The sequence below is a fragment of the Collimonas sp. NPDC087041 genome, assembly GCF_044745265.1.
Classification (GTDB): Bacteria; Pseudomonadota; Gammaproteobacteria; order Burkholderiales; family Burkholderiaceae_D; genus Collimonas.
In genome coordinates this window covers 255,362-273,297 of record NZ_JBIUZX010000004.1, presented here as the reverse complement: position 1 = coordinate 273,297, position 17,936 = coordinate 255,362, and the positions used below count along the sequence as shown (strand labels likewise).

The following is a 17,936-nucleotide window of genomic DNA, read 5'->3' as shown; positions in this document are numbered from 1 at the left end:
TAACGGCGGTCCCCGCAAGGGTTTGCAAACTTCAAGCGCCTCGTTCGTCTTTAGTGACAGGCGAGGCGTTTTTGAAACAGTAACATCTGGTTACTGAAATTACACAGCCAGAAAGCATACTTGTCGTCGCCGTCGGTCTAATGGACTAGTTATTGCATTAACTGCATCAACGTCCCTTTCATCGAAACGGCGGAAACAACATGGATTGGCATCATCAACTGCTAGACAGTGCTATCTGGCTTGGCAAGGCGTTCATCATCAGCTGGCTGGCCGTCGCTTGCCTGGCAGCCCTGCTTGGAAAATTCACGGATTGGGGACGGCAGTTTTTACGGGTGACCTGGGCCTGGTTTTCACCGGCCCGCAGCTTGTGGCCGTTGGCGATATTGTCGTTGCTGATCCTGATGACCTTGTTCTCGGTGCGGATGGAAATCCTGTTTACTTTCTGGAACAACGGCATTTACACCGCAATGCAGGATTTCAATGCCGCGACATTCTGGTCGCTGCTGGCGGTGTTTTGCGTCCTGGCCGCCATTCATGTGACGCGTGCATTAACGAATTTCTACATCAGCCAGGCGTTCCAGATTCATTGGCGCGTCTGGCTGACCGAAACCTTGATGTCGCGCTGGCTCGATAAGCAAGCCTATTACCGCAGCCAGCATCTGCCAAGCCGCACCGATAACCCCGACCAGCGGATCCAGCAGGATGTCGCAAGCTTCATCAGCACTTCCCTCGCGCTGTTCCTCGGATTGATCAGCGCCGTGGTATCACTGTTTTCCTTCACGCTGATCTTGTGGGCATTGTCGGGTACGCTGACGGTGTTTGGCGTAGCGATTCCGCGAGCAATGACTTTCCTGGTCTATGTCTACGTGCTGATCGCCACCGTCTTCGCAGTGAAATTGGGACGGCCGTTGATCAAGTTGAATTTCCTGAATGAAAAGCTGAATGCGGATTTTCGTTACGCGTTGATTCGACTACGCGAGTACGGCGAAAACATCGCCTTCTTTCGCGGCGAAGCGGTAGAGCATCGGACCTTGCTCAAGCGCTTTTCCAGCGTCATCGGAAACACCTGGGCGATCGTATTCCGCTCATTGAAATTCCAGGGGTTCAATCTTGGCGTTGACCAGCTTGCCGTCGTGTTCCCGATGGTGGTGCAAGCGCCACGCTTCTTCAGCAAACAGATCACGCTGGGCGACCTGATGCAGACCGCGCAAGCCTTCGGCCAGGTACAGGATTCCTTGTCCTTTTTCCGGACTTCATACGACGAGTTCGCCAGCTATCGCGCGGTCGTCAACCGCCTCACTGGTTTCCTCGATACAGTCGACGCCGCCGACCAACTGACCATGCCGCAGATCACACATCAAGGCGAGGATTTCGCCGTCGAATCGCTAAACGTGAACAGTCCGACCGGCGTGACACTTACCGCGAATCTCGATCTCACCCTCGCGCCCGGCGCCGCGCTGTTGGTGCGCGGCCCATCCGGCGTCGGCAAAACCACGCTACTGCGCGCCATCGCCGGCCTGTGGCCATACGCCAGCGGCAACATCATCTATCCAGCCGGCCAGCAATCCCTGTTCCTGCCGCAGAAGCCCTATCTGCCGCTAGGAACCCTACGCTCCGCCTTGTATTACCCGTTGGCCGAACCCGCCCAGGCGGACGACGATGCAGTCCGCGCAATTCTGGAACAGATACAACTCGGCCACCTGGCAACGCAACTGGACGTGGAAAATGAATGGACCAACATCCTGTCTCTAGGCGAACAGCAACGCCTGGCGATGGGCCGTGTCCTGCTACACCGCCCGCAACTCGTCTTCCTCGACGAAGCCAGCTCCGCCATGGACGAAGGCCTGGAACACGCGATGTACAGCCTGCTGCGCAAGGAGCTGCCGCAAGTCATGCTGGTGAGTGTTGGCCATCGCAGCAGTTTGGCGGCGTTTCACAGTAGCGAGTTGAACTTGCAGGGTGCTGGGGCGTGGCGATTGGACAGCTTGTCCTGACGGCCGGTAGTTGGCGTTCCTATCGCAGAAATCCAACACTTTAGCCTTCATCGCCGCCATTTTTTAGTCGAATTCTGGTAGCGCTAACAAAAAATAACACTGCTTGATATAATGTTGCTTCGCACCATCCCTCCGGTGCGCGCCTCAGACCGCCACGCCGTTCAAGCTATTCCGGCGGTTCCATTTCCGGATGCCCATCATGTTGTCTTTGCCATTACTAGCCCTTGCTGTTGCCGCGTTCGGCATCGGCACAACCGAGTTCGTCATCATGGGTCTGCTGCCCGATGTGGCGCGCGATCTGGGGGTGACGATTCCGGCGGCGGGGATGCTGGTGACTGGTTATGCGTTGGGGGTGACCATCGGCGCGCCGATCGTTGCCATCGCGACGGCCAACATGCCGCGCCGGCTGGCGTTGCTGAGCCTGATCGGCTTGTTCATTATCGGCAACGTGATGTGTGCGTTGTCGCCGAATTACGCAGTGCTGATGGTGGCGCGGGTGGTGACGGCGTTTTGCCATGGCGCTTTCTTCGGCATCGGCTCGGTGGTGGCGGCCGGACTGGTGGCGCCGAACCGGCGCGCGCAGGCGATTGCCCTGATGTTTGCCGGTTTGACATTGGCTAACGTGCTGGGCGTGCCGTTCGGCACGGCGCTTGGGCAACAACTGGGCTGGCGCTCGACGTTCTGGGCGGTGACCGTGATCGGTGTGCTGGCGGCGATTGCGCTGGCCTTGTGGCTGCCGAAGAAAATCGAGATGCAGAAGACCAGTCTGCTCCAGGAATTTGCCGTGCTCAAGGACAAGCAGGTGGTGATGGTGCTGGCGATCAGCGCGCTGGCGTCGGCCAGTCTGTTTGCCGTGTTCACTTACATCACGCCGATCCTGGAAGATGTCACCGGTTTGACGCCGCACTCGGTGACATTGGTGCTGCTGGTATTCGGCTTGGGTCTGACGGTCGGCAGCGCGCTCGGCGGCAAGTTGGCCGACTGGCGCTTGCTGCCTTCGCTGATCGCTTTCCTGGTGGCGTTGGCGGTGATCCTGACGGTATTTACGTTGACCATGCGCGCGCCGTTGCCGGCAGTGATCACGATTTTCATCTGGGGTGTGCTGGCGTTTGCCATCGTGCCGCCGTTGCAGATGCTGGTGGTGGAGCGCGCCAGCGCCGCGCCTAACCTGGCTTCGACCTTGAACCAGGGCGCCTTCAATCTCGGCAACGCCAGTGGCGCCTGGTTCGGCGGCATGGCGATCAGCGCCGGTTTCCAACTGACCACGCTGCCTTACGTTGGCGTGCTGCTGGTGGTGCTGGCGCTGGGCCTGACATTGTGGTCGGCGTCGATCGAACGCAATAGCGGTTTGGCGATGACGCCGAGCGAGTAGCCTCGGCCCAAATTCGTCATTCCCGCGAACGCGGGAATCCAAGTTGCTGAACAGGATACTTAAAATCGATTCCCGCTTTCGCGGGAATGACGCGCGCCCAGTCGGGGACGCCGAGTCGGTTGGTTTCAGATTATCGTCTACCAGCGTTTCAAGCCAAGAATCTTTTCACCCAACTCACTCAACTGCGCCAGCGGATAGCGGGTCTTTTCCCACTCGCGTGGATCGCCAGGGAAGGCGTAGCTTTCCGGCGGCGTCCGTTGGCGCCAGCTTGCCAGCCGCCAGTCGCGTAATTCCGCTACTTCTTCCTGCGCCGGTGTAAAGGCGATGTACTGCGCCAGCCGTACCTGGTCGGCCGAGGTATTCGGACGGATGCCGTGCGCCAGCAGGCTGTTGAAGATCAGCAAATCGCCGGCCTGCATCGGAATGAAGCGTGGCTGCCATGGCAGCGATTCCAATTCCGGACGCCACGGGTTGCGATCCTTGGGCGCAGTGCGGCGCCATTCGACAAAGTGTTCGAACAATTCGGGGATGCATTGGAAGCCGCCGCCTTCGGGCGTCGTATCGGAGAGCGCCAGCACGCCCTGGACGTTAACCGGGAGCGGCTCCAGCGTGGTGTCGGCATCCCAGTGGATGAAGCCGCCGAAGCGCCGTGCGCCCTGGTTCGGGGTGTTCAGGTTGGCGCGGTCGATGGTGACCCACAGGTCTTCGCGGTCCCAGATATCGACGAAGGCGTCGACGACGCGCGGCGTCTGGCGGTTGTCCCAAAAGGTTTGATGATGATAAGCCTCGACCATACCGGAGCCGTTCAACTCTTTCATTTCATGGTCGCGCAACTGCGCCCGGTTCCAGGTTTGCGGGTCGTGCGCATCCATTTCCTGGAATTCCCACAGGAAATCGACGGTGCGTTGCACCTGCTCGGCCGGGATTGCCTGCTTGACGATCACATAGCCGCTGGTTTGCCAGTGCTGGAAATCTGCCGCTGACAACACCCTGAGCGGCAAATTTTTGCGGATATCGCGTAGCTGTTCTTGCTCGGGATAGAGCACGGACGGGTTGCCGAGGTGTTGCTTGGCGACGGCGTAGGGCTGGTTCATAGTCATCTCCGTATTCGTTTTTGATTGGGGCAGGGGATTCGTGGACTGCAGCCCCATTCTCAATCCGCAACGGAACACCGATTTCGCTGGAAATGCCGCTTATTGATACTATTCTGATCTATCAGCCTCTTCAAAGATCAGAATGCGACCGCAATACGAGCATCTCACCCTGTCTCCCGGGCACTCCTGGCAACTGCTGTGGCGCGAGTTGCCGGAGTTGCCGTTCCTCTGGCATTACCATCCCGAGTTCGAACTGACCTTGACCGTCAATGCGCGCGGGCAGCGTTATGTGGGTGACCATCTGGCCGACTTTGCCGATGGCGATTTGATCTTGCTCGGGCCGAACTTGCCGCATACCTGGTCGGCCAGCGAACGCATCGATCCGACGCGTCAGATGCTGGCGGTGGTAGTCTGGTTTTCGCGCGACTGGCTGGTGCAACTGCAAACCAGCCTGCCGGAACTGGCGGGCCTGCTGCAATTGGGCAAGCGCGCCGACCGGGGTTTGCAGTTTTCCGCCACGGCCGCCGAAGCGGTCCGACCGCTGATGCTGCGGATGGAGAATTTGTCGCCGGCGCAGCGTTTGCCGCTATTGCTGGAACTGCTGTTGCTGCTGGCCCAGGATGAGCGGGCGCAGCCGCTGGCGTCGATTGCCTCGGCGCCGATCGCGCTGGATGCGCAACGCCAGCGCATGGCGCGGGTACTCGATTACATGCATGCACACTTCCAGACGGAAATCCCGGTGCAGTTGCTGGCCGAACGCGCGGCGTTGTCGGTCGGGGCTTTTCATCGCTTCTTCAAGCGGCATACGCAATTGACGGTGACCGCCTACCTGGCGCAACTGCGGGTCGGCAGCGCTTGCCAGTTATTGATCCAGACCGACAAGTCAATCGGCGCGATTGCGCAGCAGGCGGGGTACCGCAACCTGGCGCATTTCAACCGCCAGTTCCGCGCCGCCAAGGGTGTGAGTCCGCGCGAGTTCAAGAGTAGATATCGATAAATAGTGGCTAATCCCGGGTGCCAGCACTCACTTCTTCGCAAAAGTGCAATCAGGCCGGCACCACCGAACGGGCCCATTCGAGGTCGCTGCACAGCCAGCGGGCAGCTTCGCTTTGCTGATCCTGCTTGCTCCAGATCAGGTCTATGCTTTTCAGGAAAGCCGGCTCACGGTACTCGTGCGCCAATATTTTCAGATCGGCTAGCGCGCCGTTTTCCTGCATCGCATGCAGTGGCAGGAAGGCCCAGCCCATTCCCCGTTTAAGCAAATCCAGCAGCAATTCCGGGCTTTCAATACGCCAGGTGATTTCGCTGTAGCGGCCGAAAACCGAGGCATCGCCGCCGTCGCGGCTCGACGCCAGCAATTGCCGATGTTGCGCCAGGTCGCTGTTGTGGACGATTGGCAAGCTGCTTAAAGGATGGGCAGCAGCCGCCACTGGCACGAATTGCAACTGGCCGAGCGTGCTGGCATTGAAGTCGCTCGGCATCGGATCAACCGTGACGGCAATCGCGATATCCAACAGGCCGCGCCGCATCAGGTCGGTAGCATCAATGCTGGTCGGGCGGAACAGTTCCAGTTGCAACTGCGGGAAGCGCCGTTCCAGCTCCGCACACAAACCATGGCTGCGCGCCACCGGTAACGCCTGGTCGATCCCCAACCGCAGACGATGGCCATGACCGGCGCTCAGGCTGTGCGCCTTGCGCTCCAGGTTGTTGGCGGCGGTCAGCGTCGAACGGGCAAAGCCCAGCAAGACCGCGCCGTCCGCAGTCAACGCCAGATGGTGCAAATCGCGCTCGAACAGGCGCGTGTCCATATCCACTTCCAGGTTAGCCAGCGCGGTGCTGACGGTCGATTGCGCTTTGCCCAGGCGGCGCGCCGCCGCTGACAGGCTGCCGCATTCGGCAATGGTGACAAATACCAGGAGATTTTCGAGAGTCATGGGGGAGGCTGGGGCGCCGTTATCGACAAAACTGATGACCGTTAATTATGGCATGGCGCCGTTCCTGATTAGGATGCATCCGCAGCGAATCAATATTTTTCGAACCATACCCGGGGAAGACAATGACCACAGCAGCAAAACAAAGCGTACTGGATTGGGTGAGCGATAACGCCCGGCAGTTATCCGACTGGCATCAGATCATCTGGCATTACGCCGAGCCGGCTTTCCGCGAATACAAATCCAGCGCCTGGTATGTCGCCAAGCTGCGCGAATGCGGGTTTGACGTCGAAGTCGGCAGCGGCGACATGCCGACTGCCTTTGTCGCCACCTTCAAGCACGGCGACGGTCCCACCATCGCCACTTATGCCGAATACGATGCAGTGCCGGGCAATTGCCAGGCGGCGTCGACCAGGAAAGAGCCGCGCCAGGGTTTATCCAAATATGCGCCCGGCCACACCGATCCGCATTCTGCACTCGGGATCAGCGCGCTTGGCGGTGCGCTGGCGGCGCAACAGGCGATGCTGAAATTCGGCATCCACGGCACGTTGAAGGTATTTGGTGAACCGGCCGAAAAGTTGCGCGCCTCGAAGCCGATCCACGCCGCCAAGGGCTATTACGACACGCTCGACGCCGCCGTCAGCTTTCATCCGACCTACATGCTGCCGCTGTGTAATACCACGGTGTGGGACGCCCACTGCGGCGTCGGCTACAACTATATCTATACCTTCACCTGCGAAGATCCGGAAAACTGGATCGCAGCCGACAAGTTCAGCCCGATTCCGCAAAACCACCTGGCGGCGCGGGCGCCCGGCGCCAGCGATGCATTGGTGCTGTTCTATAACCTCAACGAAAGCCTGCGCCGCTCGATGCTGCCGGCCACGGGTTTGTGGAGCTTCAACGAAGCGATCCTGAGCGCCGGCCAGGCCACCGCCGACAACCTGACGCCGCATGTCTCGCAAATCAATTTCATGCTGCGCACCGACTCCATCGAGCAGGCTGACATCATCAGCCAGGTGATGGACAACAACGCCGAAGCCGCCGCCAAGGCGACTTTTTGCCAGTGGAAGAAAACCTGGGTCAGCAAATCGCGTGGCGGCTTGCCGAACCACGTGATGGCACGCGCCACCTACGACAACATGGTGCTGGCTGGCGCGCCCAAGTGGGGTGACAAGGCGATCGGCATCGCTCGCGAGATACAGAAGAATCTCGGCCACGAGCCGATGGACAAGCCATTCCTGGCGGTGACAGAGGAGTTGATTGACCCGGAAGACTGCGAGCGCGAACTGCGCAAGCAGATGCCGGCCTGGCAGAAATACCTCACCTCCGACGATTACACCGACTACACCTGGCACTGCCCGACCGTGCGTCTGTACGTGGCGCGGCCGATGCTGGCGGCGCCGCGCGGTTTCGTCTATCCCGACTGGGTGGCCAATGCGCTGGGCGGGATCGCCGAAACCATCGATCCGATGATCCAGTCCGCTGCCAAGACCATCGGCGCGACGTTGGTCGATCTGTTCACCCAGCCGCAGCTGCTACAGGCTGCCAAGGATGAGTTCATGCAACGCACCGGCGGCGGCATCGGCGGCAGCACCTGGCAGGCGCCGCTGTTGCCGAAGGATTTCAAGGTGCCGCACCGCTATCGCTGGCCGGAATACATCACCACGGTGCGCGGCGAGGAATGGACCATTCCTTGGCGCGACGATGAGTAATCGTTAGCGGCGCGGTACGCCCGGCAGCACACACAACATTTCGTAGGCCAGGTTGGCGCCGAGCAAGGCGGTGGTGCCGATCGGATCGTACGGCGGCGACACTTCAACCAGGTCGGCGCCAACGATGTCCAGGCCCCAGGCGCCGCGGATGATTTCCAGCGCCTGCGGCACGGTCAGGCCGGCGATTTCCGGGGTGCCGGTGCCGGGCGCATAAGCCGGATCGATGCCGTCGATGTCGAAACTCAGATATACCGGGCCGCCGGCCACGCGCGCACGCACTTCTTCCATCAACGGCGTCAGTGATTTGTTCCAGCAGTCTTCGACTTGCACCACCTTGAAACCCTGGTCGCGGCACCAATCGAAATCTTCCGCGGTATAGCCGGTGCCGCGCAAACCGATCTGCACCACCCGCTGGCAGTCCAGCAAGCCCTCTTCGACCGCGCGCCGGAACGGCGTGCCGTGGGCGATTTTTTCGCCGAACATGGTGTCGTTGACGTCGGCATGGGCATCGACGTGGATCAAGCCGATCTTGCCGTACTTGCGATGCAGCGCGCGCAGGATCGGTAGCGCGATGGTGTGATCGCCACCCAGCGAAATCGGCCGGCAGCCGGAGCTGACGATGCCATCGTAGGCCGCTTCGATCAGCTTGATCGAATCGAGCAGGTTGTACGGATTGACGGCGACGTCGCCGATATCGGCTACCCGCAGCGCATCGAAGGGCGCGGCCCGGGTCGCCATGTTGTAGGGGCGCAGCAGCACCGATTCGGAGCGGATCTGGCGTGGTCCGAAGCGGGTGCCGGAGCGGTTCGAGGTGCCGAGGTCGAACGGCACGCCGACGAAGCAGGCATCCAGGTCCGCGCTGCTGGTCACGTGCGGCAGCCGCATCATGGTGGCGATGCCGCCGAAACGCGGCATGTCGTTGCCGCCAAGTGGTTGATAGAGTGGGGTGTCTGACATGATCGTCTCCGGGAAGGGAAGGGCGAAATCTGTACGCGATTTCGTATTGCGCCACTCTAGCGACAAACCACTTTATGAAAAATGCGTGTAATGTAACGCTCACATTGATATAAATAGATGTATTGTTGATTTACTCTCGCTTTCATCGACCGCTTGCCTTTCCATCATGCTCAACCAGTTATCCGATCTTGATCTGCGCCTGATCCGTGTGTTCCTGTCGGTGCACGATGCCGGCGGCATTTCGGCTGCCCAGACCGCGCTCAACGTCAGCCAGTCCACCATCAGTACCCAGCTGGCGACGCTGGAGACGCGGCTCGGTTTCCGTTTGTGCGAGCGCGGTCGTGCCGGTTTTCGGCTGACGCCGCGCGGCGAGCAGTTTGTCCAGTCGAGCCGCCAGTTGCTGGAAAACATCGACCATTTCTGCCTGGATGCACGACAGATCGGCCGCAAGCTGGTCGGCCAGTTGCACCTGGGTTTGATCGGCCACGCCGCGATGAGCGCCAATGCGCGCTTGAGTCAGGCGATTGCCCGCTTTCGCGCCAGGGACGAGGCGGTCACCTTGTCGCTGGCGGTGCTGGCGCCGGGCCAGCTGGAAGAAGAGGTGATCAATGGCCGCCTCGATGCCGGCATCGGTTACTTCTGGCACCGGCTACCGAACCTGGAATACGTTCCCCTGTATGACGAACATCAGGTGGCGTATTGCGCTGCCGGCCATCCGCTATTCGGCCAGGCGGGTAGCTTGGACAGCGCCGCGCTGGCGTCTTATGATTGGGTTTGGCGCAGCTATCCACTGCCGGAAGCCGACGGCCCGGGCGGCGTGTTGTCGCCGGCGCGGGTGACGGCGCTGGCCGACAACATGGAAGCAGTGGCGGTGCTGATCCTGTCCGGCCGGCACCTGGGTTTCCTGCCGCAGCATTTTGCCGCGCCGCTGGTGCAGCAAGGGTTGCTGGCGGCGCTGAACCCGCAATTGTTGTCCTACGATGTCACCCTGCACATGGTGATGCGGCGCCAATCCAGCCGCGGCGAGGTGTTGCAGGCTTTCGTCGATGACCTTGTCGCCGCGCAACGCGATGCAAGCTAATACCAACCATTGGCCAAGGCAGCTGTCGCCGCGATTGGTTTGGGTGAGATAATAAGGAATTGTCACATGTGTTTTGACTAATTGCGGGACTCCCCAGGCGCCGCCGATGCGCGCCGAAGGCCGACGTCCTCAACTGATAATCGCCCTATGCCACAATTTGCTCCGCTCCAGAACGACACCTTCCTGCGCGCCTTGCTGCGCCAGCCGACCGAATACACGCCGTTGTGGCTGATGCGCCAGGCCGGCCGCTATCTGCCGGAATATCGCAAGACGCGCAGCCGCGCCGGCTCGTTCATGGGGTTGGCAACCAATCCGGATTACGCCACCGAAGTCACGCTGCAACCGCTCGATCGCTTCCCGCTGGATGCCGCGATCCTGTTTTCCGACATCCTGACCGTGCCTGACGCAATGGGCCTGGGTTTGTATTTCGCCGATGGCGAAGGTCCCAAGTTCGAGCGCCCGCTGCGCCATGAAAAAGACGTGATGGCGCTGCAGGCGCCCGATCTGGGCAAGCTCGACTACGTATTCAAGGCCGTCACGCAAATCCGCACCGAACTCAACGGCCGCGTGCCGCTGATCGGTTTCGCCGGCAGTCCGTGGACGCTGGCCTGCTACATGGTGGAAGGCGCCGGTTCGCGCGAATTCCATACCGTCAAGACCATGCTGTACAACCGTCCCGACCTGATGCATCACGTGCTCAGCACTAACGCAGCGGCGGTAGCGGCTTACCTGAACGCACAGATCGATGCCGGCGCCCAGGCCGTAATGATTTTCGATTCGTGGGGCGGCGCGCTGGCAGATGGCGCCTACCAGGAATTCTCGCTGAATTACATGCGCCAGGTAATGGGCCAGCTCAAGCGCGAGAAAGACGGCGTGCCGATCCCGGCTATCGTCTTCACCAAGGGCGGCGGCCTGTGGCTGGAGCAGATCGCCGACATCGGCGCCGATGCCGTCGGCCTGGATTGGACCGTCAACCTGGCTGACGCGCGCGCCCGCGTCGGCCATCGCGTAGCGCTGCAAGGCAATCTCGATCCGGCGGTGTTGTTCGCCAATCCTGAGCAGATCCGCAGTGAAGTCGAACGCCTGCTGAACTCCTATGGCGCGCCAAAGGCCGATAGCGGCCACGTATTCAACCTTGGACATGGCATTTCGCAGTTCACGCCACCGGAATCGGTCGCCGTGATGGTCGACGCAGTGCATGAAATCAGCCGCAAGATGCGCGGATAAGGGGAAGTGGCCCGGCCGGTGAGCGATTTGGGTGCGCAATTGTGCCCTTTTCGGACAGTCTCGGACCTCGATGCCAGCAATCCGGCTGTCGCGAACCATCCCGCATAGCACATTTTTCGTTTGATTTGGCTATCGACCGGCTCTAGTTATGCACAAATTAAATCTGCTGCAGTACGGTAATTATTTATATCTATATTTATTATTTGTCGCCGCGATCTGTTTTATAAGTAATTGATTTAAAAGGGTTAATTTTCTGCTTTTAGTTTAGGCAATTTATTGAAACCCGCATCAGATATGCGTCTGCAGCCTGTCAAGAGCAACTTACCCACAAAGTTATCCACAGACATTGTGGATAATTTGAAAAGCGCTTATGAAACCGTGAGTTAGGACATCTCCTGATGTTTTACATTAAGTGAAATCTGCATTTTTATTGCCTTTGGGAAATCGTCGATGATGGCTGGCGATTGACATCACGATAATTTTGCTGGCAGCAGTAAAAAACGGATTTGGGAGCGCGGCAATTCCGCGAGGCAATTCGCTGAGATGATTGTTACCTTAAGTCGCACTTTTTTGGGACGCTGCGAATTTAGTTATGCACATTTTTTAGTTTCTGCAAGGCCATTTTTTTCAAAATAATGATTTTTTTTCAGATGCAGGTAGATATGGTAAGTATCTGATTTTAAAGTGTATTTATTTTGCCGTTAGTTTGAGCAAGCGACGAAATCGGCCGCAAATACATGCTGTTACTTTGTTTCGGCAACCTTGTCCACAAAGTTATCCACAGATATTGTGGACAGCTGTAAAAGCACTTATGAAACCGATAGTTAGCCCATTTCCTCGGGAACCACATTAAGTTCGTGAAACAAAGCATCCTCCAAATCGTCCTCGACACGCCCCTGGACAGCAGCTTCGACTATCGCTGGCAGGCCCGCGACGATAGCGAACCCACGCCCCAAATTGGACAGCTGGTGCAGTTGTCGTTCGGCCGCCGCGAAGTGGTCGGGCTGATCGTCGGCACCAGTGCCGAGAGCGATGTCCCGCCTGCAAAATTGAAAGATGTGCAAGCCGTGCGCCACCAGTTGCCGCCGTTGTCGGCGCAATGGCTGGCCTTGTGCCGCTTTGCCGCCGATTACTATCAGCGGCCGCTGGGTGAGGTGGCGTTGCCCGGCTTGCCGAAAAACCTGCGGGCGCTGACGACGGTGGCCCTGGATCGCGGCTTGAAGAAGCTGCAGCAAACCGGCGGCGTGCACGATGCCACGCCGATCGACGTCGCCCAACTGAATCCGGCGCAGCAGCATGCCGCCGATGCCATCGCCGGCGCCAGTGGCTTTGCGCCGACGCTGCTGTATGGCATCACCGGCAGCGGCAAGACTGAAGTCTATTTGCAGGCTGCGGCGCAAATCCTGGCGCACAGCGGGACGGACGAAGACAACCTGTCGCAGATCCTGATCCTGGTCCCGGAAATCAACCTGACGCCGCAGCTGGAGGGCAACATCCGCGCGCGCTTCCCGGGTGTCATGGTGGCAACGCTGCACAGCGGCCTGGCCGAAGGAGAGCGCATGCGCCACTGGCTGGCGGCGCATCTGGGGCAGGCGCGGATCATCCTCGGTACCCGGCTGGCGGTGCTGGCTTCGTTGCCGCATCTGAAGCTGATCGTCATCGACGAAGAGCACGATCCATCCTACAAACAGCAGGAAGGCCTGCGCTATTCCGCGCGCGACCTGGCGGTGTGGCGCGCCCATCAATTGCGGATTCCGATTGTGCTGGGCTCGGCCACGCCGTCGCTGGAAACCTGGCATCACGCGCAGTCAGGGCGTTACAAGAAGCTGGAGCTACGCGAACGGGCCGTCAAGGATGCCGTGTTGCCGGCAGTGCGGCGGATCGACATGGAGCGCGACAAACCCAGCGAAGGCCTGACCTCGACCTTGATCAGCGCGCTCAAGCAAAGGCTGGAGCGCGGCGAGCAATCGCTGCTGTTCCTGAACCGCCGTGGCTATGCCCCGGTGATCGCCTGCGATGCCTGCGGCTGGGTCAGCAACTGTACGCGCTGCACCTCGTTCATGGTGCTGCACAAGCCCGAGCATCGGCTACGCTGCCATCATTGCAGCCTGGAGCTGCGCATTCCGAAATCCTGCCCGACCTGCGGCAACGTCGACCTGCAGCCGCTGGGGCGCGGGACGCAGCGCCTGGAAGAAGGTTTGCGGGCGATGTTCCCGGAAGCGCGCGTGTTGCGCATCGATGCCGATTCGACGCGCCGCAAAGGCAGCGCCCAAGAAGCATTTGATAGCGTGCACCGGGGCGAGGTGGATATCCTGATCGGCACCCAGATGGTCGCCAAGGGACACGACTTCAAGAACCTGACCCTGGTCGGCATCCTCAATCCCGACACTGCCCTGTTCTCTCACGATTACCGCGCCAGCGAGCGCCTGTTTGCGCAATTGATGCAGGTGGCGGGCCGCGCCGGCCGAGCGGCGCAAAAGGAAGGCGGCAGCCCGAGCGAAGTCCTGATCCAGACCCGCTATCCGCAGCATCCGCTGTACGCGGCGGTGATCGCCCACGATTACGATCACTTCGCCAGCTCGTTGCTGGAAGAGCGCGAGCAGGCTTGCCTGCCGCCCTATATTTACCAGGCGCTGCTGCGCGCTGAAGCGAAAGAACTGGAAACTGCGATCGAATTCCTGCAGCACGCAGCAAATTGCATCGAACATGAAGGCATCACGATCCACGATCCGATCCCGATGACCATGACCCGGGTCGCCAATGTCGATCGCGCGCAATTGCTGATTGAATGTCCTTCGCGTCCGGGTTTGCAGGCATTTCTAACCGATTGGATGGCCGTGTTGCGACAGGTCAAGACGCGCGCCAAGTGGTCGCTGGAAGTGGACCCTGTCGATATCTGAGGATTGTTTGTGGCGCATCACGGCTGCGCAGTGAGATCGTGCCGAGGCTCAGCGGCGCGGTTTTAATTACTTCTTGGTTCCGGCACCGAACGGGAAAATATCCGCACTACCGAATCCATATGCGCGCGCATCGCCCGTCGCGCCGCCACCGCATCGCGCGCCTGCAGCGCATCCAGGATCAGCTGGTGCTCGTGCTCCGAACGATTCGGCATGTCCTTCGACGTATATAGCGTTTGCAGGCGCTGGAACATCATGCCGTATTTGCGTCCCAGCAGATGGCTGACCAGCAGCAGGTAGGCCGGGTTGCCGCTGGCTTCTGCAATGCGGATATGGAACAGGCGGTCGCCGGGATGGGTGTGGGAACCGTTGCGGTTGTCTTCGACATTGCGGGCAAACGCCTCGGCGATGCTGCGCAGTTGCTCATCGCTGGCGTTGACCGCCGCCAATGCCGCCGTCTCCGGCTCCACCAGCCGCCTTGCCTGCAGCAGCTTGAACGGCGGGATTTCATCATCCAGCTCGCGGCTGATTTCCAGATCAAGCTCCGGATCGATTTCCCAGCCGCTGCGGCTGGCCGCTTGCTGTAACGCCGAGGCGCTGGCTTCGCCACTAGCCGTGGTTTCCTCGCGCGGCAGGACCACCACGCCGTTGCCAACCCGCACACTGACGATACCGATCACTTCCAGCGCAATCAGTGCTTCCCTTACCGAAGTGCGGCTAACGCCAAACTGCTTGGCCAGTTCGCGCTCGGGCGGCAGGTTGCCGCCAGGGCCGTACTCGCCGCGATCTATCATGTCGCGCAGTTGGTCGGCAATTTGCTGATAGAGGCGGCGGTTCTGTATGACTTGTATGGGCATGGCGACAGTAAATGATATTTCTCATATTGTGCCACGCCGCCACGCGCGCGAGCGCAACCGCATCATCCTGCCGACGATTTTCCCGTAAATCCGATTCGCGCGGTCGGTTTTCCGACGCAATCAGCTCAAGGTGCCGGAAAACGGCGCTTGTCCCTGGCTTGTCACCGGCTTTTCACCATCTAATGCCTGACATCGACCGCATCGCTTGCATCCGTCGAAAGAAACCAGCCGACGTGTTCCGGCGGCTGGACGTTATCGCCGCTGACGGTGGCGTAGTAGCGGCCCAGTTCGATGTCGTTGCGCAAACCCAGTTTTTTCATCGCCGCGGTTTTTTGCAGGCTGACGGTCTTCACGCTTTTGCTCAGGCGTTCGGAGATTTCGCGCAGGGTGTTACCTGCAGCGTACAAGCGCAATACTTCCGTCTCGCGTGGGCTGGGAATGCGGCTTTTGGCTTGTGGGTCGATTCCCTGCGCCAACAAGGCCCGGAACGATGGCCCGATGTAGGGCGTGTTGTTGCCGAGATGGCGGATTGCCTTGCTGATTTCGGGAATTTCATCGCTCTTGTGCAGCAAGGCATTGGCGCCGCTCTGGATGAGCTGATGCAAGACGACCGGCATGGCATTCATGGTGAGCACCATCAGCCATTTTTGCGGGTAATGGCGCTGTATGTAGGACAGCAGATGGAGGCCATCGCTGATGCGGTTCATGGGCATCGAGAATTCGGTGATGACAAGGTCGCAGGGGGTTGAATCGAGGCACTTGATGAGCGCGTCCGAACTGGTCACGCTGGCCACCACGCCGCAATCCGGCACGTTGTCAAAATAAGCTCGCACTCCGGCGACAAACACGGGGTGGTCATCCGCTAGAACAATTTTCATGTTGATGTCTCCTTCAACAACGTCATGCTGGAAAGTGCCGGCACCTGCAAATCAGTGAAACAGGAATGCCGGCTGCGTGTAACTGGGATTCATTTTAGATATTTTGCCAATATGTTATCATTTCGATCACATTTTTAAGGGATAAACTTATATTATTAACAATTGTGATCGAACATAATTTGACAAACCAAGGGGGGAGCGGCCTCCATGGAAGTAAGTTGTTCCTTCATTAACCGGAGATAATTCCATGATCAAGATCATCCTGGCAGACGATCAACCCGCAGTGATTTCGGGGGCGCAGAAGTACCTCAATGACTTGCCCGGTTGTTCGGTGGTGGCATGCGTTTCGTCGATTGACGAGCTGGCAACGCGCTTGCGAGACACGCCGTGCGACATACTGATCACGGAGTTTTCGATGCCGATCAACCGCATCGGCGACGGCTGCGCCTTGCTCAACCGGCTCAATCACGATTACCCGGAAATTGATCTGATCGTCCTGACAATGCTCGACATACCCGCGGTGCTATACCAGATCAGCACTGTCGGCGTGAGGGGACTGATTCATAAGAGCGATGAGATTAGCGAGTTAGGCAGGGCCATTCAGGAAGGCACGCGCAGTGCGCCGTATATCGGAAAATCGGTGCAACGGCTGCTGCGCAAAGGCCCGCACGGCAAGCTGCCGACCGTGCGTGAAGCCGAAGTGCTGAAAATGTATGTGGTGGGCAACAGTTTGCGGGAAATTGCGCGCAGGCTTAACAAGAGCGTCAAGACTGTTGGCCTGCAAAAGAGCTCCGCCATGAAAAAACTGGGCTTGCGTAATGACATTGAATTAGGCCGCTACTGCTGCACCATGGGGCGTATCAGCCATACGGCGTGATATTTTGGGCGCTTGCCGGCGGTTAAAGCGGCCGCCGGCCGTCGAAGCCGTTATACTTGTGAAGATCACCGGCAGGTCCGGTCATCAGAAAGCAAGCGCAATGAACGGTACCAAGCAAGAGCCCAACTCCTCCAACCAGCAGTCGTCCAAGCACGAAATTCGTCCCGGCCAATCGATCGAGCTGCTCAAGGAGCTGCACATCCTGACGCGCGACGGGAAATTGAACCAGGACAGCCGTCGCAAGCTTAAGCAGGTATATCATCTATATCAATTCATTGAGCCTTTGCTGCAGGAAATCCAGCGCGATAATGCGGGCGTGCAACTTGTTGACCATGGCGCCGGCAAGTCGTACCTGGGATTCATCCTGTATGACCTGTTTTTCAAGACGCTCAACGACAAATCGCACATTTTCGGTATTGAAACGCGGGAAGAGCTGGTCAAGAAATCGCAGGAACTGGCGCAACGGCTGGAGTTTCCAGGAATGTCGTTCCTCAATCTGTCGGTAGCGGAGTCGATTGAGTCTTCTCAACTGCCGGACAGGATCGATGTTGTCACCGCATTGCATGCATGTAATACCGCGACTGACGATGCAATTGAATTTGGATTGAAGAAGCAGGCGCGCTTCATGGTGCTGGTGCCGTGCTGCCAGGCCGAAGTGGCTTCGGTATTGAAAAAGAACAAGGGCAAATCGCTGGGCAAGGAAGCATTGACTGAAATCTGGCGCCATCCGCTGCATACGCGTGAGTTCGGCAGCCAGGTCACCAATGTACTGCGTTGCCTGCAACTGGAGGCACACGGCTATCAGGTCAGCGTCACGGAACTGGTCGGCTGGGAGCATTCGATGAAGAATGAATTGATTATTGCCAGTTATCGGGATTTGCCTCGCAAACGGCCGACCGAGCGTCTCAATGAAGTACTGCACACCCTGGGTCTGGAGGAAATGCAGCAACGGTTTTTCACCGCGCCCTGACTGATTACATTGGATCCGAACTAAATCGACTCACGCAATATTCGCTTTGCCCTCCACCGGAAACATGGCGCGCAAGCGGACCGTCCATC

14 protein-coding genes are annotated in these 17,936 nt (G+C 59.0%); 9 read left to right on the top strand and 5 right to left on the bottom strand.

Features of this window, described 5'->3' with window-relative positions; all coding sequences use genetic code 11:
* Positions 1-200 precede the first annotated feature (200 nt).
* Together ACIPF8_RS09580 and ACIPF8_RS09575 are read left to right on the top strand one after the other, a co-directional pair.
* The gene (locus ACIPF8_RS09580) at positions 201-1,994 is read left to right on the top strand and encodes an ABC transporter ATP-binding protein/permease (RefSeq protein ID WP_400420089.1); all 1,794 of its coding nucleotides are present in this window, start codon (positions 201-203) and stop codon (positions 1,992-1,994) included.
* 202 nt (positions 1,995-2,196) lie between these two features.
* Complete coding sequence (locus ACIPF8_RS09575; protein ID WP_061535501.1) at positions 2,197-3,366, top strand: MFS transporter; 1,170 nt, start codon at positions 2,197-2,199, stop codon at positions 3,364-3,366.
* Between the two features lie 137 nt (positions 3,367-3,503).
* Here the strand turns inward: ACIPF8_RS09575 and ACIPF8_RS09570 are convergent, their stop codons facing one another.
* Complete coding sequence (locus tag ACIPF8_RS09570; RefSeq protein ID WP_400420086.1) at positions 3,504-4,460, bottom strand: phytanoyl-CoA dioxygenase family protein; 957 nt, start codon at positions 4,458-4,460, stop codon at positions 3,504-3,506.
* A gap of 142 nt (positions 4,461-4,602) precedes the next feature.
* Between ACIPF8_RS09570 and ACIPF8_RS09565 the strand changes: the two genes are divergently transcribed.
* Positions 4,603-5,457, top strand: coding sequence for a helix-turn-helix domain-containing protein (locus ACIPF8_RS09565; protein ID WP_400420083.1), 855 nt, complete (start codon positions 4,603-4,605; stop codon positions 5,455-5,457).
* Between the two features lie 49 nt (positions 5,458-5,506).
* Here ACIPF8_RS09565 and ACIPF8_RS09560 read toward each other — a convergent pair whose 3' ends face one another.
* On the bottom strand, positions 5,507-6,394 hold the full coding sequence (locus ACIPF8_RS09560) for a LysR family transcriptional regulator (protein WP_061535020.1): 888 nt from the start codon (positions 6,392-6,394) through the stop codon (positions 5,507-5,509).
* Between the two features lie 122 nt (positions 6,395-6,516).
* Here ACIPF8_RS09560 and ACIPF8_RS09555 point away from each other — a divergent pair, with 122 nt between their 5' ends.
* Positions 6,517-8,103 carry an amidohydrolase gene (locus ACIPF8_RS09555; RefSeq protein ID WP_400420080.1) on the top strand — a complete coding sequence of 529 codons (1,587 nt, stop codon included), beginning with the start codon at positions 6,517-6,519 and terminating at the stop codon, positions 8,101-8,103.
* A 3-nt stretch (positions 8,104-8,106) separates the two neighbouring features.
* Here the strand turns inward: ACIPF8_RS09555 and speB are convergent, their stop codons facing one another.
* Positions 8,107-9,060, bottom strand: a complete 954-nt coding sequence (gene speB, locus ACIPF8_RS09550; protein WP_400420078.1) for an agmatinase — start codon at positions 9,058-9,060, stop codon at positions 8,107-8,109.
* 166 nt (positions 9,061-9,226) lie between these two features.
* On the opposite strand from speB, the gene ACIPF8_RS09545 reads away from it, so the two are divergent.
* From ACIPF8_RS09545 to ACIPF8_RS09535, 3 genes are all read left to right on the top strand, one after another.
* Positions 9,227-10,141: a LysR family transcriptional regulator gene (locus ACIPF8_RS09545; protein ID WP_400420075.1), complete on the top strand. Its 915-nt coding sequence runs from the start codon at positions 9,227-9,229 to the stop codon at positions 10,139-10,141.
* Positions 10,142-10,288: 147 nt separating this feature from the next.
* The gene (gene hemE / locus ACIPF8_RS09540) at positions 10,289-11,368 is read left to right on the top strand and encodes a uroporphyrinogen decarboxylase (RefSeq protein ID WP_400420072.1); all 1,080 of its coding nucleotides are present in this window, start codon (positions 10,289-10,291) and stop codon (positions 11,366-11,368) included.
* An 857-nt stretch (positions 11,369-12,225) separates the two neighbouring features.
* Positions 12,226-14,268, top strand: coding sequence for a primosomal protein N' (locus ACIPF8_RS09535; protein ID WP_400420069.1), 2,043 nt, complete (start codon positions 12,226-12,228; stop codon positions 14,266-14,268).
* Between the two features lie 62 nt (positions 14,269-14,330).
* Here ACIPF8_RS09535 and ACIPF8_RS09530 read toward each other — a convergent pair whose 3' ends face one another.
* Both ACIPF8_RS09530 and ACIPF8_RS09525 read right to left on the bottom strand, forming a co-directional pair.
* Positions 14,331-15,122, bottom strand: coding sequence for a FadR/GntR family transcriptional regulator (locus tag ACIPF8_RS09530; RefSeq protein ID WP_400420066.1), 792 nt, complete (start codon positions 15,120-15,122; stop codon positions 14,331-14,333).
* A 179-nt stretch (positions 15,123-15,301) separates the two neighbouring features.
* Positions 15,302-16,000, bottom strand: coding sequence for a response regulator (locus ACIPF8_RS09525; RefSeq protein WP_400420063.1), 699 nt, complete (start codon positions 15,998-16,000; stop codon positions 15,302-15,304).
* A 247-nt stretch (positions 16,001-16,247) separates the two neighbouring features.
* Between ACIPF8_RS09525 and ACIPF8_RS09520 the strand changes: the two genes are divergently transcribed.
* On the top strand, positions 16,248-16,877 hold the full coding sequence (locus ACIPF8_RS09520; protein WP_400420060.1) for a response regulator: 630 nt from the start codon (positions 16,248-16,250) through the stop codon (positions 16,875-16,877).
* Positions 16,878-16,977: 100 nt separating this feature from the next.
* The gene (locus ACIPF8_RS09515; protein ID WP_400420057.1) at positions 16,978-17,847 is read left to right on the top strand and encodes a class I SAM-dependent methyltransferase; all 870 of its coding nucleotides are present in this window, start codon (positions 16,978-16,980) and stop codon (positions 17,845-17,847) included.
* Positions 17,848-17,936: the final 89 nt, after the last annotated feature.